The 24,347-nt window shown below is 63.9% G+C and carries 26 protein-coding genes and 1 pseudogene; 12 read left to right on the plus strand and 15 right to left on the minus strand.

From position 1 onward, the window contains the following. Window positions 1-97 precede the first annotated feature (97 nt). Window positions 98-1,651, plus strand: coding sequence for a PucR family transcriptional regulator (locus E3O06_RS03680; RefSeq protein ID WP_134501617.1), 1,554 nt, complete (start codon window positions 98-100; stop codon window positions 1,649-1,651). A gap of 4 nt (window positions 1,652-1,655) precedes the next feature. Here the strand turns inward: E3O06_RS03680 and E3O06_RS03685 are convergent, their stop codons facing one another. After that, complete coding sequence (locus tag E3O06_RS03685; protein WP_134501618.1) at window positions 1,656-2,333, minus strand: DUF8185 domain-containing protein; 678 nt, start codon at window positions 2,331-2,333, stop codon at window positions 1,656-1,658. A 68-nt stretch (window positions 2,334-2,401) separates the two neighbouring features. Here E3O06_RS03685 and E3O06_RS03690 point away from each other — a divergent pair, with 68 nt between their 5' ends. Further along, a complete protein-coding gene (locus tag E3O06_RS03690) occupies window positions 2,402-3,277 on the plus strand; it encodes an acyl-CoA thioesterase (protein WP_241979843.1) in 876 nt (291 codons plus the stop codon). Window positions 3,278-3,282: 5 nt separating this feature from the next. On the opposite strand, the gene E3O06_RS03695 is transcribed toward E3O06_RS03690, so the two are convergent. Continuing rightward, window positions 3,283-3,987, minus strand: a complete 705-nt coding sequence (locus E3O06_RS03695) for an anti-sigma factor family protein (RefSeq protein WP_134501619.1) — start codon at window positions 3,985-3,987, stop codon at window positions 3,283-3,285. Next, window positions 3,984-4,493, minus strand: coding sequence for a sigma-70 family RNA polymerase sigma factor (locus tag E3O06_RS03700; protein ID WP_134501620.1), 510 nt, complete (start codon window positions 4,491-4,493; stop codon window positions 3,984-3,986). Before E3O06_RS03700 ends, E3O06_RS03695 begins: the two co-directional genes overlap by 4 nt. 147 nt (window positions 4,494-4,640) lie before the next feature. Here E3O06_RS03700 and E3O06_RS03705 point away from each other — a divergent pair, with 147 nt between their 5' ends. Further along, entirely contained in the window at window positions 4,641-5,090 is a 450-nt protein-coding gene (locus tag E3O06_RS03705; RefSeq protein WP_134501621.1) for a QcrA and Rieske domain-containing protein, read from the plus strand. A 38-nt stretch (window positions 5,091-5,128) separates the two neighbouring features. Here the strand turns inward: E3O06_RS03705 and E3O06_RS03710 are convergent, their stop codons facing one another. The 5 genes from E3O06_RS03710 to msrA form a co-directional block, all read right to left on the minus strand. Further along, a complete protein-coding gene (locus E3O06_RS03710) occupies window positions 5,129-5,599 on the minus strand; it encodes an acyl-CoA thioesterase (protein WP_134501622.1) in 471 nt (156 codons plus the stop codon). An 18-nt stretch (window positions 5,600-5,617) separates the two neighbouring features. Beyond that, window positions 5,618-7,300, minus strand: a complete 1,683-nt coding sequence (gene ettA, locus E3O06_RS03715) for an energy-dependent translational throttle protein EttA (protein ID WP_134501623.1) — start codon at window positions 7,298-7,300, stop codon at window positions 5,618-5,620. A 5-nt stretch (window positions 7,301-7,305) separates the two neighbouring features. Beyond that, window positions 7,306-7,839 carry a DUF6993 domain-containing protein gene (locus E3O06_RS03720; RefSeq protein WP_241979844.1) on the minus strand — a complete coding sequence of 178 codons (534 nt, stop codon included), beginning with the start codon at window positions 7,837-7,839 and terminating at the stop codon, window positions 7,306-7,308. A 65-nt stretch (window positions 7,840-7,904) separates the two neighbouring features. Beyond that, complete coding sequence (locus tag E3O06_RS03725; RefSeq protein WP_134501624.1) at window positions 7,905-8,465, minus strand: single-stranded DNA-binding protein; 561 nt, start codon at window positions 8,463-8,465, stop codon at window positions 7,905-7,907. 208 nt (window positions 8,466-8,673) lie between these two features. Beyond that, a complete protein-coding gene (gene msrA / locus E3O06_RS03730) occupies window positions 8,674-9,198 on the minus strand; it encodes a peptide-methionine (S)-S-oxide reductase MsrA (RefSeq protein WP_134501625.1) in 525 nt (174 codons plus the stop codon). Window positions 9,199-9,350: 152 nt separating this feature from the next. On the opposite strand from msrA, the gene E3O06_RS03735 reads away from it, so the two are divergent. Further along, window positions 9,351-9,596 carry a DNA mismatch repair protein gene (locus E3O06_RS03735; protein WP_134501626.1) on the plus strand — a complete coding sequence of 82 codons (246 nt, stop codon included), beginning with the start codon at window positions 9,351-9,353 and terminating at the stop codon, window positions 9,594-9,596. 83 nt (window positions 9,597-9,679) lie between these two features. Continuing rightward, a complete protein-coding gene (locus tag E3O06_RS03740) occupies window positions 9,680-10,444 on the plus strand; it encodes a hypothetical protein (RefSeq protein ID WP_174843201.1) in 765 nt (254 codons plus the stop codon). A gap of 78 nt (window positions 10,445-10,522) precedes the next feature. Here the strand turns inward: E3O06_RS03740 and nadE are convergent, their stop codons facing one another. After that, window positions 10,523-11,344, minus strand: a complete 822-nt coding sequence (gene nadE / locus E3O06_RS03745; protein WP_134501627.1) for an ammonia-dependent NAD(+) synthetase — start codon at window positions 11,342-11,344, stop codon at window positions 10,523-10,525. 345 nt (window positions 11,345-11,689) lie between these two features. Here nadE and E3O06_RS17420 point away from each other — a divergent pair, with 345 nt between their 5' ends. From E3O06_RS17420 to E3O06_RS03760, 4 genes and pseudogenes are all read left to right on the plus strand, one after another. Next, window positions 11,690-12,328, plus strand: a complete 639-nt coding sequence (locus tag E3O06_RS17420; RefSeq protein WP_166788086.1) for a hypothetical protein — start codon at window positions 11,690-11,692, stop codon at window positions 12,326-12,328. Then, window positions 12,273-13,007, plus strand: a complete 735-nt coding sequence (locus E3O06_RS17425; protein WP_166788087.1) for an HNH endonuclease signature motif containing protein — start codon at window positions 12,273-12,275, stop codon at window positions 13,005-13,007. The genes E3O06_RS17420 and E3O06_RS17425 overlap by 56 nt, the downstream gene beginning before the upstream one ends. Before the next feature lie 72 nt (window positions 13,008-13,079). Then, entirely contained in the window at window positions 13,080-13,775 is a 696-nt protein-coding gene (locus tag E3O06_RS03755; RefSeq protein WP_134501629.1) for a hypothetical protein, read from the plus strand. Further along, window positions 13,765-15,009 (plus strand): annotated as a pseudogene (locus tag E3O06_RS03760) (IS256 family transposase). The gene E3O06_RS03755 and the pseudogene E3O06_RS03760 overlap by 11 nt, the downstream one beginning before the upstream one ends. Window positions 15,010-15,262: 253 nt before the next feature. Here the strand turns inward: E3O06_RS03760 and E3O06_RS03765 are convergent. Both E3O06_RS03765 and E3O06_RS03770 read right to left on the minus strand, forming a co-directional pair. Then, window positions 15,263-15,913 (minus strand): hypothetical protein, encoded by a 651-nt coding sequence (locus tag E3O06_RS03765; protein WP_134501630.1) that lies wholly within the window; start codon window positions 15,911-15,913, stop codon window positions 15,263-15,265. Continuing rightward, entirely contained in the window at window positions 15,913-16,275 is a 363-nt protein-coding gene (locus E3O06_RS03770) for a hypothetical protein (RefSeq protein ID WP_134501631.1), read from the minus strand. Before E3O06_RS03770 ends, E3O06_RS03765 begins: the two co-directional genes overlap by 1 nt. A gap of 1,003 nt (window positions 16,276-17,278) precedes the next feature. Between E3O06_RS03770 and E3O06_RS03775 the strand changes: the two genes are divergently transcribed. After that, entirely contained in the window at window positions 17,279-17,995 is a 717-nt protein-coding gene (locus tag E3O06_RS03775) for a neutral zinc metallopeptidase (RefSeq protein WP_134501632.1), read from the plus strand. An 86-nt stretch (window positions 17,996-18,081) separates the two neighbouring features. Continuing rightward, complete coding sequence (locus E3O06_RS03780) at window positions 18,082-18,714, plus strand: DUF2510 domain-containing protein (protein ID WP_206751362.1); 633 nt, start codon at window positions 18,082-18,084, stop codon at window positions 18,712-18,714. Between the two features lie 227 nt (window positions 18,715-18,941). Here the strand turns inward: E3O06_RS03780 and E3O06_RS03785 are convergent, their stop codons facing one another. Next, a complete protein-coding gene (locus E3O06_RS03785; protein ID WP_420898863.1) occupies window positions 18,942-19,301 on the minus strand; it encodes a DUF6994 family protein in 360 nt (119 codons plus the stop codon). A 486-nt stretch (window positions 19,302-19,787) separates the two neighbouring features. Between E3O06_RS03785 and E3O06_RS03790 the strand changes: the two genes are divergently transcribed. After that, the gene (locus E3O06_RS03790) at window positions 19,788-20,492 is read left to right on the plus strand and encodes a GntR family transcriptional regulator (RefSeq protein WP_134501635.1); all 705 of its coding nucleotides are present in this window, start codon (window positions 19,788-19,790) and stop codon (window positions 20,490-20,492) included. Here E3O06_RS03790 and E3O06_RS03795 read toward each other — a convergent pair. From E3O06_RS03795 to E3O06_RS03805, 3 genes are read right to left on the minus strand one after another with little or no spacing between them, the layout of a single operon-like run. Next, on the minus strand, window positions 20,487-21,458 hold the full coding sequence (locus E3O06_RS03795) for a 3-hydroxyacyl-CoA dehydrogenase (protein ID WP_134501636.1): 972 nt from the start codon (window positions 21,456-21,458) through the stop codon (window positions 20,487-20,489). The genes E3O06_RS03790 and E3O06_RS03795 overlap by 6 nt on opposite strands. Window positions 21,459-21,462: 4 nt before the next feature. Beyond that, entirely contained in the window at window positions 21,463-22,713 is a 1,251-nt protein-coding gene (locus E3O06_RS03800) for an iron-containing alcohol dehydrogenase (protein WP_134501637.1), read from the minus strand. After that, on the minus strand, window positions 22,713-24,206 hold the full coding sequence (locus E3O06_RS03805; RefSeq protein ID WP_134501638.1) for an NAD-dependent succinate-semialdehyde dehydrogenase: 1,494 nt from the start codon (window positions 24,204-24,206) through the stop codon (window positions 22,713-22,715). The genes E3O06_RS03800 and E3O06_RS03805 overlap by 1 nt, the downstream gene beginning before the upstream one ends. Window positions 24,207-24,347: the final 141 nt, after the last annotated feature.

Here is a 24,347-nt window from a genome sequence, read left to right on the forward strand (position 1 = left end):
AGCAGCACGGGGCAATGCTAGGCAGAAACCGCCCGCCGCGCCCTATCCCGCCTGTATAGTACGGGTATGTTCACTCGCCAATTCGTATAGGGTACCCATGCTTCCCACCCTGCGCCTGCTCCTCGCTGATCCGAACCTCGGACTCGCCCTGCTCGGAGACGCAAAACCTGCGGCGCTCGGGGCGATGCTCGAGAGAACCGTCGAATGGGTGCACAGCTCCGATCTGGTCGACCCGACCCCGTTTCTCTCCGCCGATCAGGTGCTGCTCACGACCGGCACCCAGTTCGGCACCGACACGGCAGCGGATGTCGATTTCCTCCCCTATGTGCAGCGCCTGGCTACCCGAGGCATCACCGCTCTCGGTTTCGGCACCGAGGTGATTCGGGACGGAACGCCCGACGCGCTGCTCGCGGCCTGCCAGGCCCTGGGCCTGCCCCTATTCGAGGTTCCCTACCGCACGCCGTTCATTGCCGTGGCTCGGGCGGCCGGCGACCTCGTGGCCGAGGATCGGTTCGCCCGCGCCACCTGGGCCCTCAAAGCGCAACGCGCCATCGCGCTCGCCGCCCTCCGCCCCGACGGCTTGAGCGCGACCCTGGCCGAACTGTCAGCCCAGCTCGGCCATTGGGTGGCCCTGTTCGATGCGAGCGGCACCCTCGACCGAGTGTTTCCCCGCGCCACGTTCACGGCCGCCCCCGACGCTTTCGCCACCGTGGAGCACGAGGCCCGGCGCCTGCTGGCCCGTGGCCAGCGCTCCAGCAGCACCGTCGACGCTGGCGGCGAGACCCTCACCCTGCAGACCCTCGGCGGCCACGACCACCTGCGCGGCGTTCTCGCTCTCGGCGGCCCTCGAGCCCTCGATCAGGCCAGCACCGAGGTCGTCACGAGCGTGATCGCCCTGGCTGGCCTCGCCCTGGAGCAGAACAACGCCCTCGACCGTGCCCAGGGACTGCTGCGCACCGGGCTGATGCACACGCTGCTCGGCGGGGACCAGAAACTGGTCGAACAGATCTCCCGGCAGATGTGGGGTGCGCTCCCGGTCGCACCGGTGCAAGTCGCCGTCGTCGATGCGCCTGCGCCGCGTCGCGACGCCATCACCGATTACCTGGAGCTGCGCGTCGAGGACTCCCCGGGGCAGCTGTTCTTCGCCCGCCAGGACGACACGATCGTGCTGTGTCTCGACCGCGCGGCCCGCAGCATCCTCGTGAACCTGTGCACGCTGTTCGAGCTGCACGCCGGCTTGTCGGAGCCGAGCAGCTATCGCCAGCTGCCCCGCGCCCTCGACCAGGCCCAGCAGGCTCTCGACCGGGCGCGGGAGAGCGCGCCGGGCGTGACCGAGTTCAGCGTCGTCGCCCGACAGGGCGTGTTGGCGCTCCTCGCGAGAACGGATGCCCGTGAGGTCGGCCTCGCCACGCTCGCGCCGGTGCTCGCGCACGATCGCGTGCACGCCACCGAGCTGCTGGGCACCCTGCGCACCTGGCTGCTGTGCAACGGGCACTTCGGCGAGACCGCAACCCAACTCGGCGTGCACCGCCACACGGTGCGCACCCGCATCCAGCAGGCGGAGCAACTGCTCGCCCGCGACCTCGGGTCATTCCCGGCCCGCGCGGATGTCTGGGCGGCCCTGCTGGCGACCGACACCGCAGTTCTCTAGGCGATCAGGCCTTGAGTGTCCACGGCTTGCGCCGTACCAGGACGTGGCCGCGGCTCGTGCTGAGGCGGGTCCACAACCCCGACTCGAAGAGTTGTACCGGTTCGTCATCGGCGAGAAAACCCAGGCTGAACGCCGCAAACCCGGCTCCGGTCGGCACGAATTCGAGCCCGTCGACCTGACGACCCCAGACCTCAGAGCGCACGCGCTCGACGATCAACTCGCCAGCGCCGTCGGGGACAGCAGCGGCAACCTCGTCGATCCCCGCCCGAGCGGCCGCTTCGAGATGGGCGGCCGGAGTCTGCCCGTGCGGTTCCCAGCCGCCCTTCGGTGGGGAGATGCCGGCCCAGGTCACGGTGTTCACCTCGAGGGGGACGGTCACAATGACCGGCAGGGTCAGGTCACGCGCGGTGGATTCGAGGCGCTTGAGGCGTTCCAGAAGGGAGCGTACCGGCACGACCTTGTCGAGGTCGACCGGCTCCTTCAGCGCGAAGGTGCGCAGGCCGAGCACGGTCGGGCTCGCGTCGAGCAGACCCCGCGGATGGAAGATGGCGGTGTAGACCGCGAGGACGCCTTCCGAGGCCATGAGGCGCACGGAACCGTCGAGAACACGCCCGGAGCGTGACAGAAACACGATCAGGTCGCTGAGGGACTGGGAATCGGTAAGAGTGAATGACTGGCTCATCACCTCCTAAACTACCAAGATACGAAACATCCGCATGCCGCGGTCGCGAACTTGCCCGAGGAGACAGCATGCACAAGCCGATGGAAGGCCTCCTGGCTGTCCTGGATCTGACCGACACCGGTGCCCGCACCAATGAGGACATTTTCACCGGTCCGTCCCAGTGGATGCCGCTCGGCCGCGTGTTCGGCGGGCAGGTGCTGGCCCAGTCGCTCGTCGCTGCGATGCGTACCGTGCCCGACGAACGCCACGTGCACTCCATGCACGGCTATTTTCTACGCCCAGGCGACGTCAACCAGCCGATCACCTTCTCGGTCGAGCGCATTCACGATGGTCGCTCGTTCTCCACCCGCCGCACGCAGTGCTACCAGAACGGCGTGCCGATCCTGTCGATGATCGCCTCGTTCCAGGACGCCGACGATGGCCTGGAACACCACATCGAAATGCCGAAGGATATCCCCGACCCGGAAAGCCTGCCGACGGCATCCGATTCGCTCGCACACGTCGACCATACGGTGGCCCGCTACTGGGCGAGCGAGCGCCCCTTCGACATACGGCACGTTCCCTCGCCGATCTACCTCAAGGTCAACGGTGAGCACACCTCACGCCAGGCCGTCTGGATGAAGACGTTCTCTCCCCTGCCCGACGACCCCGACCTGCACCGCGCCGCCCTGGCCTACGCCAGCGATTATTCGATCATGGAGCCGATCATGCGCCGGCACGGCGTCGCCTGGTCCTCGCCGGGACTGAAAGTCGCGAGCCTGGACCACGCCATGTGGTGGCACCGCTTCGGTCGGGTCGACGAATGGCTGCTCTACGTGCAGGATTCCCCCAGCGCGCAGGGGGGCCGCGGCCTCGCCACCGGCAGCATCTTCAGCCGCGAGGGCGTACTCCTGGCCACCATCGCGCAGGAGGGCATGCTACGCGTGCCGATCATTCTGGAATAGCTCCGCTACCAGGTGGGCTTGGATTCGAGCAGCACCCGCTCGTCGGGCATCCACCGAATATCCACACTCGCAATGTCGTTCTCGGCGACGCTCGTGGTGCCGGCCGCGCTGATCGTCGTGCCGGGGCCCGAAATCCAGCTGGCGACGAGGCTCTCCTGACCGCGTCGGTCGGTCACGAACAGGGCGTACGGCTGCGGCCCGAAATCGTTGCCGCTTTCCGCATAGCTGCAACTCGCATCGATGCGGGTACCCCAGTCCTCGCCGGTCAGGCGAAAGGTCGCGGTGAGCGGGCTGGGAACCACCGCGGTCATGGCCACGGCCGGCTCACTCACGCTGCGGCCCGGCTGCGGGGGCCAGCCCGGCACGATCAAGGCAGCGGATGCCGCGATCGCGGCGGCCGCAACCACCGCTCCGGCGGCGAGCAGCCTTGCGCGCCGGGAGCGCGCCCTGGCCGCCTGCACCAGGCGGGGCAGGAGGGTGGCGGAGGGGGCGGCATCCGTTGAGGAACCGGAGGACTGGCCGAGCTGCAGGGCCTGCTCGAGGGGAACCTGCGCGAGCAGCCCTGACAGGCCCACGAGGTGGGCAACAGCCTGGCTGCAGGCGTCGCAGTCGTTGAGGTGACGTTCGTAGTCCCGTCGGTCTCCCGGTGACAGTGCGCCGAGTACGTAGGCACCATCCCAGTCGCTGTATTGATCTGCCGGAGTGTTCATCGCTGCGTCACTCCTCGCTCCTGCAGGGCCAGCCGCAGGGCGCGCAGCCCGTAGTGCAGCCGCGATTTCACGGTGCCTTCGGGAATGGCGAGGTCCCCCGCGGTCTCGGCCACGGACTGGCCCCGATAATAGGCGCAGACGATGACCGCCCGGTGATCGGGTGAGAGGTCGTGCAGGGCATCTGCGACCAGCCAGGCGTCGAGCAACGCGTCGGTCTGGTCGTCGGTGGGCACCTCGGGCAACTGGTCGGTGGATATCTCGTGCCTGGCCCGTGCCGAGCGACGATCATCGATCACCAGGTTGCGCGCCACCGTGAACAGCCAGGCCCTGGCCGATACTTCGGTCTGGTCGAGCAGACGCGGGCGTCGCCAGGCGCGCAGCAGGGTCTCCTGCACGACGTCGTCAGCGAAGGCCGGGTCGTGGGTCAACCGCACGACATAGCGCCACAACAGCGCCCCGTGTTCGTCGTGAAGGGCCTGCACGAGTTCGGTACGCTCATCGGCCATGACCTACCTCCCCTGATTAACACGATGATGTCGTCATTGCGGTTCACCTGCAGCGCTGAAACACTGAACTGAACCGAACCGCTCCCGGCCTCGTTTTCAACTAGAGCAGAGCCAACCTACTCGCGAACACGTTCATCAAGGAGAATCATGACACCGGCACTTTACCTGTCCCGTCGCAACATGATGCTGGCCGGCGGCAGCGCTGCCGCAGCGGTGGCCCTGGCCGCGTGCAGCAGCCCAACGGATGCCGCCACCGTTCCCACACGTGAGGCAACGACCGACTCGGGCAGTGAAACCGGCTCGTCGCCCACAGAGGTCGCGAAACTCTCCGACATTCCCGTCGGCAGCGGCATCGCCGCGACCCTCGACGGACAACCGATCCTGCTCGCCCAACCGACGAAGGGTACGGTCGTCGCCTTCAGCGCCATCTGCACTCACCAGGGATGCAAGGTGGCGCCGGCAGCGACGGAGTTCGATTGCCCGTGCCACCAGTCCCGGTATGACCTGGCGACCGGCGAGGTGCTCGGCGGTCCGGCGCCGCGGGCGCTCGAGAAGGTGACCGTCATGGTCGACGGCGACACGGTCCTGGCCGGGTGACGACCAGCCACCTGTAGTGGCTCAGCGGCACGAGTAGCTCAGCGGCGGGCGAACTCGATCGGTGCGTCGAGGTACGGCGTCCAGGCCGCGCGTTCGGTGTCGTTGATGCGGCGCGGTCGCTCGCTCGCCGCGTCCACGAGCACAATGGTGGTGTTCGCTCGGGCGTACAACAGCTCGGGCGCGACGCCTTCCGGGCTGAAGACCTCGTAGCAGACGTCGAGGCTGGCCCCGCCGAGTTTGCCGAGCCACAGTCGCACGTCCAGCGGCTGGCGCAGGTAGGGTACCGGCGCGAGATATTCGATCTCCTGCCGCGCGATGAGCGTCAGGGTCGCCGCTCCCGGGCGACCGTCGAGCACGGCCGTGCTCGCACCGATCGCCCCGTCGTCCTCGGTCACCCAGAATGCCAAGATGCGCGCCTCCTCGAGCAGGCGCAGCATCTCGGCATTGTTGACGTGACCGTAGGCGTCAAGGTCGGACCAGCGCAGGCGAATCGGTACGTGCAGCTTCACAGGATCTCCGCGGTTCTCTTAGTCGCGGGTGAGCTTGCGGTAGGCGGAGCGGTGCGGCTTGGCGGCATCCGGGCCGAGACGCTCGATCTTGTTCTGCTCATACGACTCGAAGTTGCCCTCAAACCAGTACCAGTTGGCCGGGTTGTCGTCGGTGCCCTCATACGAGAGGATGTGCGTGGCCACCCGGTCGAGGAACCACCGATCGTGGGTGATCACCACTGCGCAACCCGGAAACTCGAGCAGTGCGTTCTCGAGGGAACCGAGGGTTTCGACATCGAGGTCGTTGGTGGGCTCATCGAGGAGCAGCAGGTTGCCGCCCTGCTTCAGGGTGAGGGCCAGGTTCAGACGGTTGCGCTCACCACCGGAGAGCACACCGGCCTTCTTCTGCTGGTCGGGACCTTTGAAACCGAACGTCGACACGTAGGCGCGCGACGGAATCTCGGTCTTGCCGACCTGGATGTAGTCCTGTCCGTCGGAGACGACTTCCCAGAGCGTCTTGTTGGGGTCGATGCCGCCACGGTCCTGGTCCACGTAGGAGATGTCAACCGTTTCACCGATCTTGAGCTCACCACCGTCGAGCGGCTCCTTGCCGACGATGGTCTTGAACAGGGTGGTCTTTCCTACGCCGTTCGGGCCGATGATGCCGACAATGCCGTTGCGCGGCAGGGTGAAGCTGAGGTTGTCGATGAGCATGCGCCCGTCGAAGCCCTTTTCGAGCTTGGTCGCGTCGATGACCTGGGCGCCGAGGCGCGGGCCCACCGGAATCACGATTTCTTCGAAGTCGAGTTTGCGGGTGCTCTCGGCCGCGGTGACCATCTCTTCATAGCGAGCCAGTCGAGCCTTCGACTTCACCTGGCGGCCCTTGGCGTTGGAACGCACCCATTCGAGTTCGTCGGCGAGACGACGAGACAGCTTCGCGTCCTTCTTGCCCTGCACGAGCAGACGTTCCTGCTTCTTCTCGAGGTAGGTCGAGTAGTTGCCCTCGTACGGGTACAGGTGTCCGCGGTCGATCTCGGCGATCCACTCGGCGACGTGGTCGAGGAAGTACCGGTCGTGGGTCACAGCGAGCACGGCGCCCGGGTACTTGGCGAGGTGCTGCTCGAGCCACAGCACGCTCTCCGCGTCGAGGTGGTTAGTGGGTTCGTCGAGCAGCAGCAGGTCAGGCTTCTGCAGCAGCAATTTGGTCAGTGCGACGCGGCGCTTCTCACCGCCAGAGAGGTTGGATACTTCGGAGTCACCCGGCGGGGTGCGCAGGGCGTCCATGGCCTGCTCGAGCTGGGAGTCGAGGTCCCAGGCATCCGCTGCATCGATGGCTTCCTGCAACACGCCCATTTCGGCGAGCAGGGAGTCGAAATCGGCGTCGGGCTCACCGAGGGCGAGGCTGATCTCGTTGAAGCGGTCGACCTTGGCCTTGATCGGCCCGACACCCTCCTGCACGTTCTCCAGTACGGTCTTGCTCTCGTCGAGCTGCGGCTCCTGCATGAGGATGCCGACGGTGTAGCCGGGAGAGAGCCTCGCCTCGCCGTTGCTGGGGGTGTCCAGGCCAGCCATGATCTTGAGAATGGTGGACTTTCCGGCCCCATTCGGGCCGACGACACCGATCTTGGCGCCGGGAAAGAAGGACATGGTGACGTCATCGAGGATCAGCTTTTCGCCGATCGCCTTGCGAGCGCGGACCATTGAGTAAATAAATTCGGCCATAGTGTTTACCAGTCTATTTGCCGGGTGCCCCCGACCAGACACAAACCAGTCGACAGGATCGGTGCGACCACGCTGTGGAAGCCGTCGCTGGCCGGTCCGATCTGGCCGATCAGGCATTCGCCGGCGAACCGCACCGAGAACTGTACGGCGTCGGCAGCGAGATCGGCCTGGGTGCGATCGAAGGTCACTTCCATGGCGGCACGGTCGAACCCGCCGGCCACGAGCGCGTCGATGTAGGCGCGTCCGTCGGCGGCCGGGTTGGCCTTGGTGACCGCGGCGGCCAGAAAGTTGAAGTAGACGAGGTTGTCGGCAGCGGTTCCGGTGGGCAGCAGGGTCGGGTCGGGCTCGGGTGTTGCCGAGGCCTCGGGTGTAGCGGAGCCGGACGACGCTGTCCCGCTGGACGCGGGCTCCGCCGGGCCGCCGGTGCAGGCCGTCAGGCTGATCGTGAGGAGCAGTACCACGCCCACCACTCCGGCGCCCACCACTCCCCCGGTACGCGGCGAGCGGCGGGTGCGCCGTCGCGCGGAACCCGTCGTCATTTTCTGCCCTGCTGGTTCTGCCACGCTCACGAACTGCCTCCCCCGGTCCACGCACGTGGACGATGCTACGAGTCTAAACGCGCATACGCATCCTGATCAGCGTCGGCGTCGGCCGGAATGAAGCCGTCTCCGGAACGCTCGGTCGGGCCGGGGCCAGCCTCGTATGCGGCGCAGGAGTCGGCGGATTCAAAGGATTCCACCGGTTCCGACTCGGTCGGACCCGATCCGGTCTGCTCGGTACTGCTCCGCTCGGCACCAGCACGGCTCGGTGCCGCGCTGCGCACCGGCGTCGTGGTGTACCAGGTGAGGTCGTGACCGACAGATTCGGCCATGATCTCAACGGAAGTCCCGGATTTTTCCGCGTTGGTCCACTGGCGAATGACCAGCCGTCCGGTGACGACAACGTGCTCGCCCTTGTTTAGAGACTTCCCCGCATTCGCGGCCAGCTGGCGAAACGTCGTGACGGAGTACCAGCAACTCTCGTCAACGATCCATGCGTCCGTGGCCTTGTCACGGTGGCTCTGGCGTGAGGCCACCCGAAAGGTGGTGATCGGAGCCCCGTTCTTGCCGAAGGTCAAACGGGGGACGGTACCGATGACTCCGGATATCGTGATTTGGTCGCTCATGATTTCTCCCGGCACGGTGGTCGCGTGAAGACGCAAGCGCTCGGCGCCAGGCGGTCCGCCGGCGCACACGACCCGGGAACGACAACTCGTGCCAGTCTTCGTCGTCCCCAGGTCGCACACCGCGAGTGTGCCGCCCGAAGCACCGTCTCGGTGCGAGCCGCACGGAATCGGTGGAGAATCCTGCCACCGAAGTGCTGGGGAGGAGAAGCTAGCTGACGAGGTATTCGGAGTACGACTTGCGAATCTTGTTGACCTTCGGCACGGCGACGGCCATGCAGTAGCCCTGACCGGGGTTCTTATTAAAGAAGTCCTGGTGGTAATCCTCGGCCTCGTGATAGTCGCCGAGCGGTTCGATCGTGGTCGTGATGCCGGAGCCCCACCACTCGGCCGCCCGATCGCGAGCCGTCTCGAACAACTGCTTCTGCCCATCGTCGGTGTAGAACATGGCCGACCGATACTGGGTACCCACGTCGTTTCCCTGGCGGTTCAGCTGGGTCGGATCGTGCAGCGTGAAGAACACGTCGAGAATCACGCTGGCCGGAATGACGTCGGGGTCGAAGGTCACAGCAACGGCTTCGGCATGGCCGGTGCGCCCGGTGCAGACCGCTTCATAGTTCGGAGTGGCGGTCGTGCCGCCGGTATACCCGGAGACCACGTCGCTCACTCCGCGTAAGACCCGATAAACAGCATCGAGACACCAGAAACATCCGCCTGCCACCACAAAAGTTTGCACCCGTTCAGCCTAACTCGTCGCCTGCTCTGCCCGCAGTTCGAACCGGCCTTCACTGCGCCTGTTCGCCGAAAGCGGATGTCGGTGGTCACCCATACGGTGAAGGAAACACCTGCGGCCGGCTGGTATCACTGATTTGCAACGAAGGAGCTCGCATGTCCACTCTCAGTGCACCACGTACTCGCTCAGCCATGCCGCCCGTGCGTGGCCGCAGCTTCATCCTCGTGCGCGACGGGCTGTGGCGTATCGTCGACCCCAGCGGCGCTGTCATCGGCTATATCGAACGCCAGGCGGGCGTCGACGGCGATCGATTTAGCGCTCGGCGCGTCGTCTTCGCGACCCGAACCCGCGAGCTCGGCCTGTTTTGTCGCATCGACGACGCGGTCGACTGCTTTCGCTAGCGGGCACCTTTAACTGCATTTGGGCGGGGGCACGCCGCGTCTGGTCCCCGACAACGGGGCTCGGCGCGGATAAAATCCACCACATGGAATGGTGGAATAGCTTCGTAGCCTGGTTTACCGACGTCAGCACCCGACCGCTGGTTTTCACCGCGGTCGTGTTCATCGGCGCGATCGTCATTGCCAGCGTGCTGGCCGCGTTGATCTCGCGCGGGGCCGTCAAACGGCTCATCACCCAACGGGATCGTGAGATCAAGGTGGCCGCGATAGCGACCCTCGTCGATGCCGCCACCGAGGCATCCGTCTGGAATTCGCTGACGCCGCAGGAGCAGGTCATGAGCGACCGCGCGGTCGGCCAGGCCGACTTCCAGGTGCGGTTGCTGCCGATCCGCGGAGCGGGAATCGCCGCCAACTGGGCCGCCCACGAACTGTACGAACTCAAGCGCACCTCTGCCACGTTCGGCTACCAGCTGGAACCGGCCCTGGTTGAATTTCGTGACCGCCTGGTCGAATGGCAGAACAAGCCGGCCCGCGCACGGAAGATCTTTCAGGGTGATCTGGACCGGTGGAAGGCGCAGAACACCTCCACCGAGAAGAGCCTGCTCGCCGAGCAGGAAGCGTGGGTCGCCCAACAACATCACGACCAGTACAACGCGAGCGATTCCGCACCGGGGCCCATACGGGCAGCGCCGCTCACGCCCGCGGCCGTCAACCGTGGACCGGCATCCGCTTCACCGGTATCTGGGTCCGATGCCTCAACGGAGACCCAGCGCCTGCTCGACGACGTGAACAAGCTCGAGGTGCGCAGCACCGACCCGCTCACGCGATCCTCGGCGGCGCCCACGCTCTAAACGATTAGAGCAATACCAACGAGCCGGTCGGCGCTTTCGCAGCGCTGGCCGGCTCGTTTTTTGTCACCCGGTCGAGAACTACTTCCACCACTCGTCGAAGAGGGACGCCGGCACCCGACGCTTGTGCTCGGTGCTGAGATAGCGCGCTTCGATGGCGTCGGCCACTTCGTCTTCGACCGGCTGGCCCTCGAGAAAGTCGTCTATGTGCTCGTATTGCAGCCCGAGGTTGGCCTCGTCGGTCTGGCCGGGAGTGTGGTCGAGCAGGTCGGCGGTGGGATCTTTCAGGTAGAGCTGTTCGGGCGCGCCCAACTCCATCAGCAGGGCTCGGCCCTGACGCTTGGTCAGCCCGGTCAGGGGCAGGATGTCGGTGCCGCCGTCGCCGTATTTGGTGAAGAATCCGGTCACCGCTTCGGCGGCATGGTCGGTTCCGACTACGAGTAGACCGAGCTGACCGGCCAGGGCATACTGGGCGATCATGCGGGAGCGCGCCTTGACGTTGCCCTTGGTGAAGTCGGTCATGGCCAAGTCGAGGCTCGCCAGAAATTCGCTCTCGAAACCGTCGACGGCCAGTTCGATGTTGAAGGTGGCCTGCGAGGGCGGGCGGATGAATTCCAACGCGAGTTGGGCATCCGCTTCGTCGCGCTGAACCGCGTAGGGCAGGCGCACGGCCACGAAAGTCGCCGGGTGCCCCTCGTCGACGAGTTCGTCGACCGCCATCGCACACAGCCGGCCGGCGAGGGTGGAGTCCTGGCCTCCGCTGATGCCGAGCACGAGGCCCTGGGCGCCGGTGCGCTTGAGGTAGTCCTTGAGGAATTTCACCCGGCGGCGCACCTCGGCGGCCGGTTCGATGGTGGGTGAGACGTTGAGTTCCGCGATGATTCGCGCCTGGAGTTCTCGCATACTTGAATCTACCAATCCTCGAGATTTCGTGCTGCTGCCGGCGGAATGATCACCGGGCGCCGTCGAACGGTCGCGCTGAATTCCCGTACGGTCAGAGACCGCTCGGTCTCCGACTGGTAACCACTGTTTTAAGAGGCGATCGATGACGACCTGCCGTGCTCGGCCAGCTGCCTCGTCGTCACCGACATCCTGCCCGCTCCGCTTGCGAGGATGGAGGCGCCCGCGCGTCGATCCGTTGTTGCAAATCAGAATATATTTCTGAGTAGACGTCATCATATTGTTGAGAATCTCTCGCCTTTAAGGGCGATTTGAGCTAGGATTGTGGGTGAAGGAGGCACCGTCGCCATGACCCTCACCGCCCCGCCCGCCGCACCCGGCCCTGTGCCGGAACCCGAGGGATCCCTGGTGGCGGCGGTCGCTCAGGCCGGGTCGATTCTGGCTGCGGCGCTGAACGGGGTTCGGTTCGGTCACCTCGGTGACAGTGAAGCCGTCGCGGTGCTGGCAGCCCTCGAAGGGCTGGGTCGCAAGGTCGATGGGGCCAGGCTACGAGCCACCACCGACATTGGCGTTCGCGCTGAGACCGATCTCGGCAGCGGGTCGCTCGCCTACCGAAACGGATGCCGCAACGGGGTCGAATTCATCAGCCAACTCGCCGGCATCTCCGGCCGCGAAGCCAAACGCCGCCTCAAACTTGGTGAAACCACGGTCGAACGCACCCCGATGGGCCTGCCCGTGCCCGCCCGGTACCCGGTCATCGCCGACGGACTGGGCAGCGGCGAGCTGGGTATCGAGTCGGCGGAGGTCATCGCCACCACCCTCACCGCGCTGCACGGCAAGGTCATGCAGGACGACCTCGACCACCTTCGGCCTGCTCCGCAACGGCCTCTACCCGCTGCGCGCCGACGTCACCCCCGAACTAAGCGGCATCATGGACACCCTCTTCGACACCCACCTGTCCGCACGGTCGCGCACGCCGCGGTTTGAACCCACCGAACCCGCTGAACCCACTGACGGCAGCGGCTCCGCGCTGGACGGCCTCACTCTCGACGATCCCAACGGTGACGGTGAACGCTTCAGCGCCGACCCCTTCACCGGTGACACCCGCTACGACGGCGACCGCCGCACCGCCGGCGAGAAACGCGCCGACATCCTCCGCGCCGTGTTCGAATCAGCCGCCCGCGACCCGAAAACCCCGACCATGGGCGGCGCCGCCCCCACCGTCATAATCCACATCAACGCCACCGACCTCGACAACGAACGCGGCGTCGGCTGGATCGACGGCATCGAAGCCCCCATCAGCTTCCGCCGGGTCAAAGAAACCCTCTGCACCGGCGGCGCCCAAAAAATCATCCTCAGCGACCACGGCGCCATCCTCTCCCTCGGCGACAAAATACGCTGCTTCACCGCCAAACAACGCGCCGCCATCGCCGCCCGCGACGGAGGCTGCATCATCCCCGGCTGCACCATCCCCGCCCGCTGGACCGAAGTCCACCACGTCCACCCCGCCGGACAAGGCGGACCAACCAACGTCGACAACGGAACACTCATGTGCTGGTTATGCCGATATCGGCATAACCAGCATTATGCCGATGTCCGGATTATGCCGATGTTGACGGTGGATCCCTTGTCTGTGCTGGCATCGGCGTGGGTGTTGTCGGCATAATCAGGGCCCGGGTCCACGCTGGTCCTTCGTCGAGCGACGGAAGACGCAGTGGTCGTTGTAATGAATGTTTCCGTGTCTGGACCGTTCGAGTCATGGGCTGCAGGACTCGAACGGTATCTGGCTGGGTCGGCGTATGCTCCGACGTCCATCGGGTCGCGGATGCGGTTGTTCGCGCATTTGAGCGGGTGGTGCAGCACCGAGCATCTCTCAGCAGCGCAGCTGGTTTCGGCGGTAATCGATCGGTTCCTTATCGCGCGAAAGAAGACCCACGTTGATTTGTCGTCGACGGGGCAGTTGGCCCCGCTGCTCACTTTTCTGCGCTCGGTTGGCGCGATCCCGTCCGCAACTGCGTGCGTCGCTGCTCCGGTGGGGCCTGTTGATGCGGTGTTGGACCGCTGGGCTGCGTTTTTACTGGGTGACCGAGCACTTTTTCCGACGACGGTTGTGTATTACCGGGCGCTGGCGGCGCCGTTCGTCGTCTCACGGTTGCGCGGGTCGGTGCTGGAATGGGACACGGTCGATGCGAAAGTGGTCGCGGAGTTTGTCTCATCGACGATTCCCCAACTGTCGGTGGGAACAGCGAAGCTGACGATTACGGCGTTGCGGTCGCTGCTGCGGTATCTGTTCCTCAGCAGCGCTCACGTCCCGTGTAGTGGTGTAGTTCTTGGTTTTTCCCGTCATCCCGTTGACGTGGGGAGCCATCGTGCGATGGTCAGTGAGAACTGTCTAGGAATCTCACGAGAGGACACAACACACGATGGCTCTTGACCAGTCTGCCCTGTTGGACCTGCTGGGCCAACTGAAACAAACCGACGTCACCGACCGGGTTCGCTCGGCCACGGAGAAGCTCTACCAGGAGCTGATCAACGCCGAAGCATCCGCCTTCATCGGCGCCGGCCCGTTTGAACGCTCCGATGAGCGCACGGCACAACGCAACGGCTCACGCCCCCGGATCTTGACGACCGGGGCAGGAGATCTGAACTTGACGATCCCCAAATTGCGGCGGGGATCATTCTTCCCGTCGCTGCTGGAGCGCCGCCGCCGGGTGGATCAGGCCCTGTTCGCCGTTGTGATGGAGGCGTATCTGCATGGCGTCTCCACCCGCAAAGTCGACGATCTCGTCAAAGCACTCGGCGCCGATACCGGCATCTCCAAGTCCGAGGTCTCGCGGATCTGCGCCAGCCTCGACGCCGAAGTGGGCGCGTTCCGTGACTGGGACCTGTCCGCGCTGGGATACCCGTATGTGTTCCTCGACGCGACCTACTGCAAAGCACGCGTCAACCACCGCGTCGTGTCTCAGGCGATCGTGGTCGCGTTCGGGGTCGCCGCCGACGGTCGCCGGGAAGTTCTGGGCTTTGACGTGGGAGACAGCGAGAACGAAGGCTTCTGGACGGCGTTCCTGCGGTCGTTGAAAAGCCGCGGCCTCGACGGGGTGAAGCTCGTCATTTCCCACGCGCATACCGGGCTGAAGAAAGCGATCAGCGTCGTGTTCCAAGGCGCCGTGTGGCAGCGCTGCCGGGTGCACTTCATGCGCAACGTCCTCTCCGTGATCTTACGGGCTGGCCAGCAGATGGGGGCGTCCATCATCCGCACCGCGTTCGCCCAACCCGATGCGAAGCACGTCAACGCACAGTTCGACGAAGTCGTTCGCATGCTCACCACCTCGCACCCGCAGGTCGCGGTCATGCTCGACGGCGCCCGCGACGACGTGCTCGCTTTCTGCAGCTTCCCGCTCCGGCACTAGCGTCAGATCTCGTCCACGAACCCGATGGAACGCGTCAACAAGGAAATCAAACGCCGCACCGACGTTGTCGGCGTCTTCCCCAACCCGGCAGCGCTGCTGCGCCTGGCCGGCGCCGTCCTGGTCGAGCAACACGACGCATGGGAAGCCGGCGACCGCCGCTACCTCTCCGAAACGTCCATGCGTGACCTCGACACCCTCACCACGCCCACGCCCCAGATCGAGGAGGTAGTTCCCATACCCGAACTCGCCACGGCATAATCAAACAACTGACCCGCACGATGTCGACAAACTCCCCCACGACGCGGGACGTGACCTCAGGCAGTGCTCGATGGCCTAAACGAAAGTGCTTGATTGTCCCGTATTTTGGGCTGATCAAGTGTCGTGCAGACCCTCACATTCACATTTGTGCCCTGCGTGATTGACCCGCAAACTGCTCTGCGCCGTGGATCGGTCGTGCGCTCAGCGTTGATTCCATTCAGCCTCTGCGCGGACGCATGAGGCGGTTGTCCGTTCAGCCGACGCAGCGAACGTCGGTGATCTGGTACGTGTCACCGTCCGACGACGCGCTGAGCTCCATCTGTGCTTGACCACCGGCCGGGAGGCCCGCTGAAACCCCTGAAACGCCTTCGTAGGAGACGTCGCCCCGGAGCATTGACACTGCGACGAACACCCCTGCCATGCAGGGCTGGTCGGTGAGGATGCTGAAGATCGCGCACATTGGAGCGTCGGTGCAGTAGTACTCACCTTGGACAGGTGCGTAGTAGATGCCGTCGGCGATCGTGACGCTCCACCCCACGTCGGTGTACGACTTATCTCGGGCTGCCTTCTCCGCCTCCTTGCGGGCGGCGGCAGCCGCGGCGGCAGCCGTGGCTGCCGCCGCATCTGCCTTCCGCTTCTTCTCGATTGCGGCTGTTCTCTTTTCCTCTGAGACTCTCGCGTCCATCGCCTCGACTGCAACGGAGTGTTGATGTTCGGCGAGGCTCAGCTGGTTGACTGACCAGAAGTAGAACAGCCCGGCGGCGCCAGCGAACAGCGTGGACGACAGCAGCAACGCCAGGAGCAAGCCCCCGCCGATCGTCTTCGGTTTCCGGCGGCGTGGCGCGGGTTCGCCCACGACACGGTCTTCCGACGCGGGTTCGTGGCTAGGGAGGGAGTCGGACATCAGAGAACAGCCTCTATATTCGACGTACTCTCGTTCAAGTTCGCGGCGGCGCTCAGGTTGTTGATACCGATGATGGTTGCGACCGCTCCGATAGTGACAACGGCTCCGGTCACTGAGATCCACAGCCAAAGTCGGTAAAGGCGCCGCCCAGGCGCCGGGCCGACCGCGTTCACCTGAACGCCGTACGCCTCTTGGTCGAGTCGGTAGTTCTCCTCCGGCGTCCCTGGCCATCCTTCGCGGACCGGGCGGACCTTGAAGGCTCGGACGTAGTCGACCTCGTAGTCCGTGAGGTGCCACGGCCAGCCGTCTGGGGGAATGGGGTTCACCCCACGCGTGATGGGCCGATGCTCGTTCTCAACCATTGAGCATCCCCTGTTCGTCGGGCCCGAATGAACACCTTAAGTTCTACCACCTGTGGCACCCGCCGGCACTCCCTGATTCTGGGGCACGTCGGGCTTTCGAACCGCTGGGGACCCAACGAACACGGGACCAAGGATGGGTGGCTCGAGGTCTCCAGCGGTCCAGCAAGTCTGTCGGATTGCTCGTGGGGCCGCGCGGTCAGGCCACGAAGTTCACTGTCCCCTGCACTTGCCCGAGACCCTCAGGCTGAGCTGAGGCCCATCGCCTGGCCTCAAGCTCCGCGTGGAAGTCGCTGTTGCGCGGGAATCACGCCTCATCGTCCAGGATCTCAAGGGCATGGTGTCGTCCATGGCAGACTTCGCCGTCCATCCGGGCGGTGTAGATGTTGAAGGTGTTCCATTCGCCGACGCGTACACGAACGCCGTCGCGCCTTCCAATGTGACGACGGCGCGTCTGCAGATTCAGTCGTTGAAGCTGCAATGTCGTGCGGGAAATCGTCGAGGCTCACGGACGCTCGGGACTACTTTTCCTCTCGGAAACGGCGGGCGACAACGGTGTCGAGTTCGTTCTGTGGTTCGAACCGAGACTGGAGCTGCTTAGGCGGAGGCTGGAAGAGTCCGGGCCGATCCGAGCAGAACAACCTCGCGTTGATGGCGGCGGGCTCGTCGACGCCGAGAGTGGCCACGAAACCCGCGCCACAAGTCGCACTCGCGCGACCACCGATCGAAGAGTGGCGCCGGGGACGAGGCTGTTGCGGGTGCTCATCGGATTCCTCCTCGTGTTTCGCGGCTCGTGCACCCTAGAGTTGTGGCCTGTTTCTTCTCCGACACCACCAAGTGCGGATTCCGCCCCCGATACCGCTGACCTCTTGCGGATCGCCCCCTAAAACACGGGGGTTCGCGAACCGCCATCTAGGCAGCCGCCGTCTTCGGCCTCTTATTCGGGATACCGGACGGGAACAACTTGGACTATCTTGAATCCAGCCTGTGACGACGGGAGACTCGAATGATCCGCAGACTCGCAACTTCAGCGGCAGCTGCGGCAGTGGTGTTGATGCTGGCCGGATGCTCGGCTGTCCTCGGCGGGCTCTACCAAGGGGACAGAACTGGCACGGTAACCGACAATATCGATACCGGAACAGACTCTGCCGTCCCCGCTGAGGAGATCGACGACGAGATCACCGACGCGATCGACGTCGTCGACCAGTTCTGGTCGGCGCATTTCTCCGAGTTCTACGGCGGCGACGAATACACTCCGCCGACGGGCTTTATTCCCTACGTCGCCTCAGGCCTGCCGTACTGCGCCGGTGAGGAAGTCGTTCCCGACAACGCGGCCTACTGCTACCCGGACAACACCCTGCTCTGGGACCAGGCGCTGATGGACTATCTCTACGTCAACGGAGGTGACGCCGTCATTTACCTAGTGGTCGCCCACGAATGGGGTCACGCCATCCAATCGCAGATCACCGACGATTACCTCTGGAACGCACAGGAGCTCCAAGCGGACTGCTTCGCCGCCGCTGCTCTTTACGGGGCCGCCGAGGATCGGATCTTTACTTGGGAGGAGGGCGATACTGCCGAGATCACAAATGCCCTCACCGTCCTCGCCGACGAAACCCCCTGGACCAACATCGACGATCACGGTGACCCTCTCGACCGGATCGACGCGTTCAATGATGGCCGGATCGGCGGGGTGGAAGGTTGCTACCCCGTCGTCGAGTGACCGCAGGTCATCAGTCGAGCATCTCCATCCTTGCGTCGAGACCGTGGGCCTGCAGGCCCTCCGCAACGCTGGCGGCAAAGACCACGGTGCCGATCTCTGACTTCTCGCTTCCTCCGGTACAGACGGGCGGGCTGGTCTACTCGCTAAGATGTGCGCGAACAGGAAGGCGACTCATCATGGCGGTTGCAGGCTGGTACCGGGATCCGAAACTCCCCGGTGATATCCGCTGGTGGGACGGCTTTCAGTGGACGGCGGATACCAAGCCCCGCGCACAGGTCCCACCGGGTGCGCCGCCCGGCCCGCCGCAGCCGGTGTATCTCGCCCAGCCGCAACAGGTACCACCGAGCCCTTACGCCACGCCTCTTTACATGCAACCGCAGGGGCCCGTGCAGCATTGGGCCCCGCCGTACCAGCACGCCGATCCTGTCGTCGCAGCCATTGCTTTTAAGCCGCCGGCCGGGCTGGCGTTGACGTCTGCCATCCTCGGCGGCATCGCCATCCTGTTTGGATGGTTCATTCCGGCTGCCGGGCTGCTGTGCGGGCCGGCGGGGCTTGTGTTCGGGATCGTCGCGTTGGTGAAGTCCAGCGGCGCACGAGCGGGCACCGTCTCGTCGGCCACGTCCCGTCCGTTGGCGATCACCGGTACCGTGGTGTCCGGGGCTGCATTGCTGTTCGCGATCGGCGCAGCGGTCGTCTGGGCGGGTATCAATTCACTGTGATCCTCAAGGGGGCCAGGGTTCCGCACGTGTGGGTGCAGAAGGCGACCCCAGTGCTGCAGCTTCCTTTGAACCCCTTGTAGAGGGGCAGTCGCGCATGGTGTAACTCGGCATACGCGGAGCCTATCGCGCGGGACGGTGAGAACCATGGCCGAGTTCGGGAGGGCAACTGGCGGGTTTCGACGACACCGTCATCACGGCTGCAATCAGCCGACAGCCTCGCGTTCGCCCTAGGAGCGTTCTGCCACTGTGAGGCTGTCCGCGATCCGGCCGTTTCTCGCCTGGACGAACCCGACGGACTGCGACCGATAATGCTCGTAGGCTGCGAGATTTCCTGGCAGAGCGAGTGTGGTGAAGTTGTCGAACGGGGTGAAGAACTCGACGGCCGCGTAAACGACGCTGACTAGGTCCTGCAGAAAGAAGAGGTCCACGTACCCCCGGAAGTCCTCGAACAGGCGAAAGAAGTCCGCGTACCGCAGAAGTGTTTCCTCGAGCGAGCTCTGCTCGCCTTCGTAGTGGCGGCGGATGCATTCGAGTGTCAGGTCGAATCGATCGCGATTCCGCGGATGCATGCCGCGCGCACTATTGATCGTCGGCTCCCCACGTCAACAAGACGACGAGGAAAAACCAAAAACTACACCACTACACGGGACGTGACCCACCGCAGTCGGCCGACCCCGGTCGGGTCGAGACTGCGAGTGACCAGATACAAGCATTTCAGAGCTGCTTGCTCGGTGGGGAAATGTCCTCGAGCTCGCACCGCCCGTCGGTTCCGGCGCAAGAGCTTTCGAGGGTGATGGATTGGATCCGAGCCTGAAACGAAAGGAGAGGTACGCCTACTGCCTGTTGCTCTGCCGAAATACACGACCCCCATTTCCTCGTTATCTCCATCGTTGCGACGTCTGCGCATCACGGGAATCGAGTTCAATGACGCCGGTGTCCGATATATCGACCACCAAACGGCAAAATTGAGGTCAACATTTAGGCGTGTCTGACCGTATTACAGCGCGTGCGCTAGCATGAATGAGTGTCCGGCACTTCGCCAACATGCACTCGTCGACGTTGAAGGTCACAATATGTCTGACCCACGAATCATCGCACAGCGCGCTGCCCCGCTTCGCCAGCAAGTAGTCGAGATCCTGCGTCAAGACATACTCGACAACATCATGCATCCTGGCGAACGCCTTCTCGAAAGCACCCTCTGCGAGCGTTACGGGGTTTCCCGAACGGTCATCCGCGAAGCGTTGAGGCAACTCGAGTCAGAGAGCCTCATCACGATGCTGCCCAACCGCGGACCGATTGTGACGATTCTGTCTGCTCGTGACATTGAATCTCTGTATGAGGTACGCGCCAGTCTTGAGGGATTAGCGGGAGAACTCTTCGCTCGCAACGCGACCGCCGATCACGTCGGGGAGCTCATTGAGCATCTTGCACTCATGGAGACGACGTACTTGGCCGGCGACTTGCATACCCGGGGTGAATCGAAGGACAAATTTTACCGAATCCTGCTCCGTGGTGGAGGGAATGAAGTACTTTCCGCGTCCTTGAAGGGCATCCACACTCGCATCGGCATCTTTCGGCACTACGCATTTCTGGACAAGGAACGGGTCAACGTCTCGATGAAGGAACTGCGCGGAATCGTTCAGTCCGCCGCTGTGGACCGGGATCCGGACGGCGCCCGCCAACGCTGCGAAGAACACATCCGGTTGGCGGGCGCCCTTGCGGTGCTCGAATATCGGGCGCGGATCGACCTCTCCTTGGGAACGGCGCTCCTCTCATAGGCGGAATGGGACCCTGGGCGTAGTTCGCCTGGTAGCCGGTAGGTCCTCAAAGTGGGTTTTGAGCTTCATAAGGGCTTCGTCACGCCATCGGACACGACTCTCCCACTGGTCCAGCGGAAGTATCGAGCGGCGCTGTTCCGTGACAGCCTGAATCAAGTCTGGTGTCCACGGATCGGCCTGGCCCCGCGACGAGCCCATGCGTTCGTAGGCCGGGCCCATCTTCGCTGCATGCGATTCGATTCCGCCCCTGGTGTTGAGGTCCACCGTTTCAAACGGACCGATCACGCTCCATCGGCGGCCGAGGCCGCTGCGCATGACCTCGTCAATGTCTTCGACCGAGGCCACGCCGTCCCGAACGAGGCAATAGGCCTCGCGAAGCACGGCACCCTGCAACCGATTGAAGAGAAACCCCTCAACTTCCTTCCGCACAAGAACGGGCCTGAGCCCGGCAGCACGATAGATCTCCGTCGCCCGCTCGACGGTCTCCCTGGCGGTGTAGTCCGAGGGAACAAGCTCCATCACCGGGATCAGATACGGCGGATTTCCCGGATGGGCGATGAGCACTCGCTCACGCGCGGGAGTAGCCGACGCGAATTCGCTGGATACGATCGCGGAACTCGAGCTCGCCAGCACGGCGTACGTCTCGCTGTATGCCCCGAGTTGCTGGAAAACTTCGCGCTTGATGTCGAGGCGCTCAGGTACACATTCCTGAACGAGTTCTGCCCCACGCAGCGCATCGAATAAGATCTCGTGAAAACTCACCCGCCGCGAAATGTCATTGACCGGTTCAGAGATCAGCCCGTGTTCATTGAGTAGGGCAAGACGGTCACAAAGATCATTACGAGCGCGGTCAAACGCCTCGGGAAGCACGTCCCAGACCCGAACAAAAAAGCCGGCCGACGCGAACAACACGGCGAAAGCCACACCGATCGAGCCGGCGCCGGCAATGGCGACTGTCCGATTCATCGCGTTAGATCCTCCACCAAGAACGGTCGTCGGCGTAGCCGCGCTCAAGGATCGCGACGATGTTTTCCTTCGTCAGCGGGCGCGGATTATTAGCCGTCAAACGCGATGCCAGCAGAGCCTGGTCTGCCACAAATTCGAAGTCTTCCGGCTCTAGTCCGAGTTCCTTGAGGTTTAGCGGCACACCGAGCGCAGCAAGAATCTGTTCCACTCGCACGATCGCCGCCCGAGCCTGTTCAAGTTCCGTCTGAGAATCGGTCGCCACACCAAGGATGCGCCCAATTTCCGCGAATTCAGCCTGTCGCACTGGCAAGTTATACCGCATTAGATAAGGAAGAAGGGCGCCGACGCCGAATCCGTGCGGCGTGTGGGTCAGGTTTCCGATCGGAGACTGAATTGCATGGATACCCGCGGTCCCCGCCGTATTCAGCGCCATCCCGCCACAGAACGCCGCGAGCATTGTGTCAGATCGAGCCTGAAGGTCGCTGGGATCTGCCACGATGCGTTCCAAGGATGTCGCGAGAAGGGAGAGCCCGTGACGGCAGTAAATGTCCGTCAGCACGTTCTTGCCCACATACAGGTGCGCCGCGAGCTCCTCTGGGGATGGATTCTTAGAGCGGTCGGTGAAGGTCTCAATCAAGTGTGAAAGAGCGTCGGCGCCCGTTGCTGCAGTGAGACCGGGAGGGCAGGTGAGGGTGAGCTCGGGGTCAACGACCGCCGCGACCGGTTCCAGGTAGGCGCTGGCCACCCCAATCTTCATGCCCCGATCGGCGTCAAAGACGACGGCAATGCACGACACTTCGGCGCCCGTACCCCCGGTAGTCGGCACGGTGACGACGGGCAAGCCCGGTCCTTCGACGAGATTCTCCCCGTAATAGTCCCGCACATCGCCGCCGCGGGACAGAAGCAGGCCTGCCACCTTGGCCATATCGAGGCAGCTGCCGCCGCCGAGTCCAACAATGACCTCGATCCCAGTGGAGGTGAACCTCTCCTGCAGAGCAAGCACGTTGCTGCGCGGCAGGTCCGGTTCAACACTGGAGAAGACCTGGACGGTCAGCGCACGAGATTCCAGGGATTGAACGACGTCTCGAAACTCTGCCGTCGTCACCATTCGCTCGTCCGTGCAGATGAGCACCGACGTGCCGAGCGGTTCGACTATGAAGGGAATCTGCCGACGTTGGCCCGGGCCAAAAAACACTGACCGAGGTTGGCGGAGCAGGCCGAGGCCGAGCTGGTTGTCAATGCTGGGAACAGTCATTAGAGCAGTCCTGTCTTCTCGTCGATGGTGAGCGCAACGTACTTGCGCTCCATGAATTCGTAGATTCCGTCGTGTCCGCCTTCTCGGCCCAGTCCGGATGCCTTGATTCCACCGAACGGTGCCGCGGGGTCAGCCATGATGCCCCGGTTCACCCCGACCATTCCGAAATCGAGGCGTTCAGCGATGGTGACCGCCCGTGAGAGATCACTCGTGAATAGATAGGCTGCCAGCCCGTAATGAGTGTCGTTGGCGAAGGCCAGGGCCTCGGGCACGGAATCGACCGTGTACAGGGCCGCCACCGGCGCGAAGAGTTCCTCGTTGCAGAACGCGTGCTTGAGTGTGCTGAAGGCTAGGACGGTCGGTTCGAAGAAGAACCCTGCACCGTCGAGCGCGCGGCCACCGGTAAGCACGGTGGCCCCGATTTCCTGAAAGGACTTCACGAGGCCGACGACGCGGTCCAGCTGGCGTTGGGAGATGACCGGGCCAACCTCGACCTTCGAGTCGAAGCCATCACCGACCGTGAGTTCGCGGGTTCGTGCGACGAACTTGCGCGTGAACTCGTCTGCAATAGCGCTGTGAAGGATGATTCGATTCGCGGCAACACAGGCTTGACCGGCATTCCGAAATTTGCAGATCATGGCCTGATCGACCGCCAGATCGACGTCAGCATCATCTAGAACGATGAATGGCCCGTCGCCCCCCAGCTCCATCGACGAGTTAATGACGTGCTCGGAGGCCTGCGTGAGCAGGGTCGAACCGACATTTGTCGATCCCGTGAAGCTCACCTTGCGGAGCCGGGAGTCGGCCATGACCGCAGTCGAAATCTTGGCCGAGGTGCTGGTGTGGATAAGGTTGACGACACCGGCCGGGAACCCGGCATCGTGCAGGGTCTGCACGAACAGTGCCGCCGTTAGGGGCGTTTCGCGGGCGGACTTCATAATGACGGTACAGCCGGCTGCCAATGCGGCTCCGGCTTTGCGGGCAGACATCAGCAGGGGAAAATTCCACGGGGTTACCAAGAAGCTGGGCCCGACGGGCTGGTGGGTCTCGATAATCCGGTAGCCTCCGGGCGACCCCTCCTGATATGTGCCGTGCAGGTGGGCGACCTGTTCCGCGTACCAGAGAAAAAATCCGGCAGAGAGCGCGAATTCGCCCTGTGCTTCTGCCCGAGGTTTACCGCTTTCCAAGACCATCACGTCGGCAAAGGCATCGGCGCGCTCAGTTAGCAGCGCGTAGGCGCGGTGGAACAGGTCTGCCCGGCGGCGGGGCGACCACAGGCGCCATTTTCCAGAGGCTGCGACTGCTGCGTCCAGCGCAGACAATGCGTGCTCAGCTGTTCCGTCGGCCATTTCGGCAATAACAGTTGCGTCGGCAGGGTTCGTGACAGTGAAACTCGAGTCGGTCGCTCGCCAGTCTCCATCAATGAACAGCCCGGTGGGAACGAGGTGGCCCCGAAGGTTCACCCGCGTTTCGGTATCAACGTGCAGGTTCATGTTCCGGTTCTCCTTTGATCCGTGTGCGCCTCATTGGTCGTTTGGAAAGTGCATTTCCGCTGACGCTTGGCTCTAATAGGGTATTCTCGTAATACGGTACTACAGAAGGCAATGCTTCCTTCGTGTCTGACTGGGCTCCTA

This window comes from Cryobacterium glaciale, from assembly GCF_004402535.1.
In the GTDB taxonomy this organism is placed as follows: Bacteria; Actinomycetota; Actinomycetes; order Actinomycetales; family Microbacteriaceae; genus Cryobacterium; species Cryobacterium glaciale.

Bases quoted from the DNA above. Each gene is read 5' to 3' on its own strand.
- E3O06_RS03680 (WP_134501617.1), top strand. From the start codon at position 98: ATGCTTCCCACCCTGCGCCTGCTCCTCGCTGATCCGAACCTCGGACTC.
- E3O06_RS03685 (WP_134501618.1), bottom strand. From the start codon at position 2,333: ATGAGCCAGTCATTCACTCTTACCGATTCCCAGTCCCTCAGCGACCTG.
- E3O06_RS03690 (WP_241979843.1), top strand. From the start codon at position 2,402: ATGCACAAGCCGATGGAAGGCCTCCTGGCTGTCCTGGATCTGACCGAC.
- E3O06_RS03695 (WP_134501619.1), bottom strand. From the start codon at position 3,987: ATGAACACTCCGGCAGATCAATACAGCGACTGGGATGGTGCCTACGTA.
- E3O06_RS03700 (WP_134501620.1), bottom strand. From the start codon at position 4,493: ATGGCCGATGAGCGTACCGAACTCGTGCAGGCCCTTCACGACGAACAC.
- E3O06_RS03705 (WP_134501621.1), top strand. From the start codon at position 4,641: ATGACACCGGCACTTTACCTGTCCCGTCGCAACATGATGCTGGCCGGC.
- ettA (WP_134501623.1), bottom strand. From the start codon at position 7,300: ATGGCCGAATTTATTTACTCAATGGTCCGCGCTCGCAAGGCGATCGGC.
- E3O06_RS03720 (WP_241979844.1), bottom strand. From the start codon at position 7,839: ATGACGACGGGTTCCGCGCGACGGCGCACCCGCCGCTCGCCGCGTACC.
- E3O06_RS03725 (WP_134501624.1), bottom strand. From the start codon at position 8,465: ATGAGCGACCAAATCACGATATCCGGAGTCATCGGTACCGTCCCCCGT.
- E3O06_RS03735 (WP_134501626.1), top strand. From the start codon at position 9,351: ATGTCCACTCTCAGTGCACCACGTACTCGCTCAGCCATGCCGCCCGTG.
- E3O06_RS03740 (WP_174843201.1), top strand. From the start codon at position 9,680: ATGGAATGGTGGAATAGCTTCGTAGCCTGGTTTACCGACGTCAGCACC.
- nadE (WP_134501627.1), bottom strand. From the start codon at position 11,344: ATGCGAGAACTCCAGGCGCGAATCATCGCGGAACTCAACGTCTCACCC.
- E3O06_RS17420 (WP_166788086.1), top strand. From the start codon at position 11,690: ATGACCCTCACCGCCCCGCCCGCCGCACCCGGCCCTGTGCCGGAACCC.
- E3O06_RS17425 (WP_166788087.1), top strand. From the start codon at position 12,273: ATGGACACCCTCTTCGACACCCACCTGTCCGCACGGTCGCGCACGCCG.
- E3O06_RS03765 (WP_134501630.1), bottom strand. From the start codon at position 15,913: ATGTCCGACTCCCTCCCTAGCCACGAACCCGCGTCGGAAGACCGTGTC.
- E3O06_RS03770 (WP_134501631.1), bottom strand. From the start codon at position 16,275: ATGGTTGAGAACGAGCATCGGCCCATCACGCGTGGGGTGAACCCCATT.
- E3O06_RS03775 (WP_134501632.1), top strand. From the start codon at position 17,279: ATGATCCGCAGACTCGCAACTTCAGCGGCAGCTGCGGCAGTGGTGTTG.
- E3O06_RS03790 (WP_134501635.1), top strand. From the start codon at position 19,788: ATGTCTGACCCACGAATCATCGCACAGCGCGCTGCCCCGCTTCGCCAG.
- E3O06_RS03795 (WP_134501636.1), bottom strand. From the start codon at position 21,458: ATGAATCGGACAGTCGCCATTGCCGGCGCCGGCTCGATCGGTGTGGCT.
- E3O06_RS03800 (WP_134501637.1), bottom strand. From the start codon at position 22,713: ATGACTGTTCCCAGCATTGACAACCAGCTCGGCCTCGGCCTGCTCCGC.
- E3O06_RS03805 (WP_134501638.1), bottom strand. From the start codon at position 24,206: ATGAACCTGCACGTTGATACCGAAACGCGGGTGAACCTTCGGGGCCAC.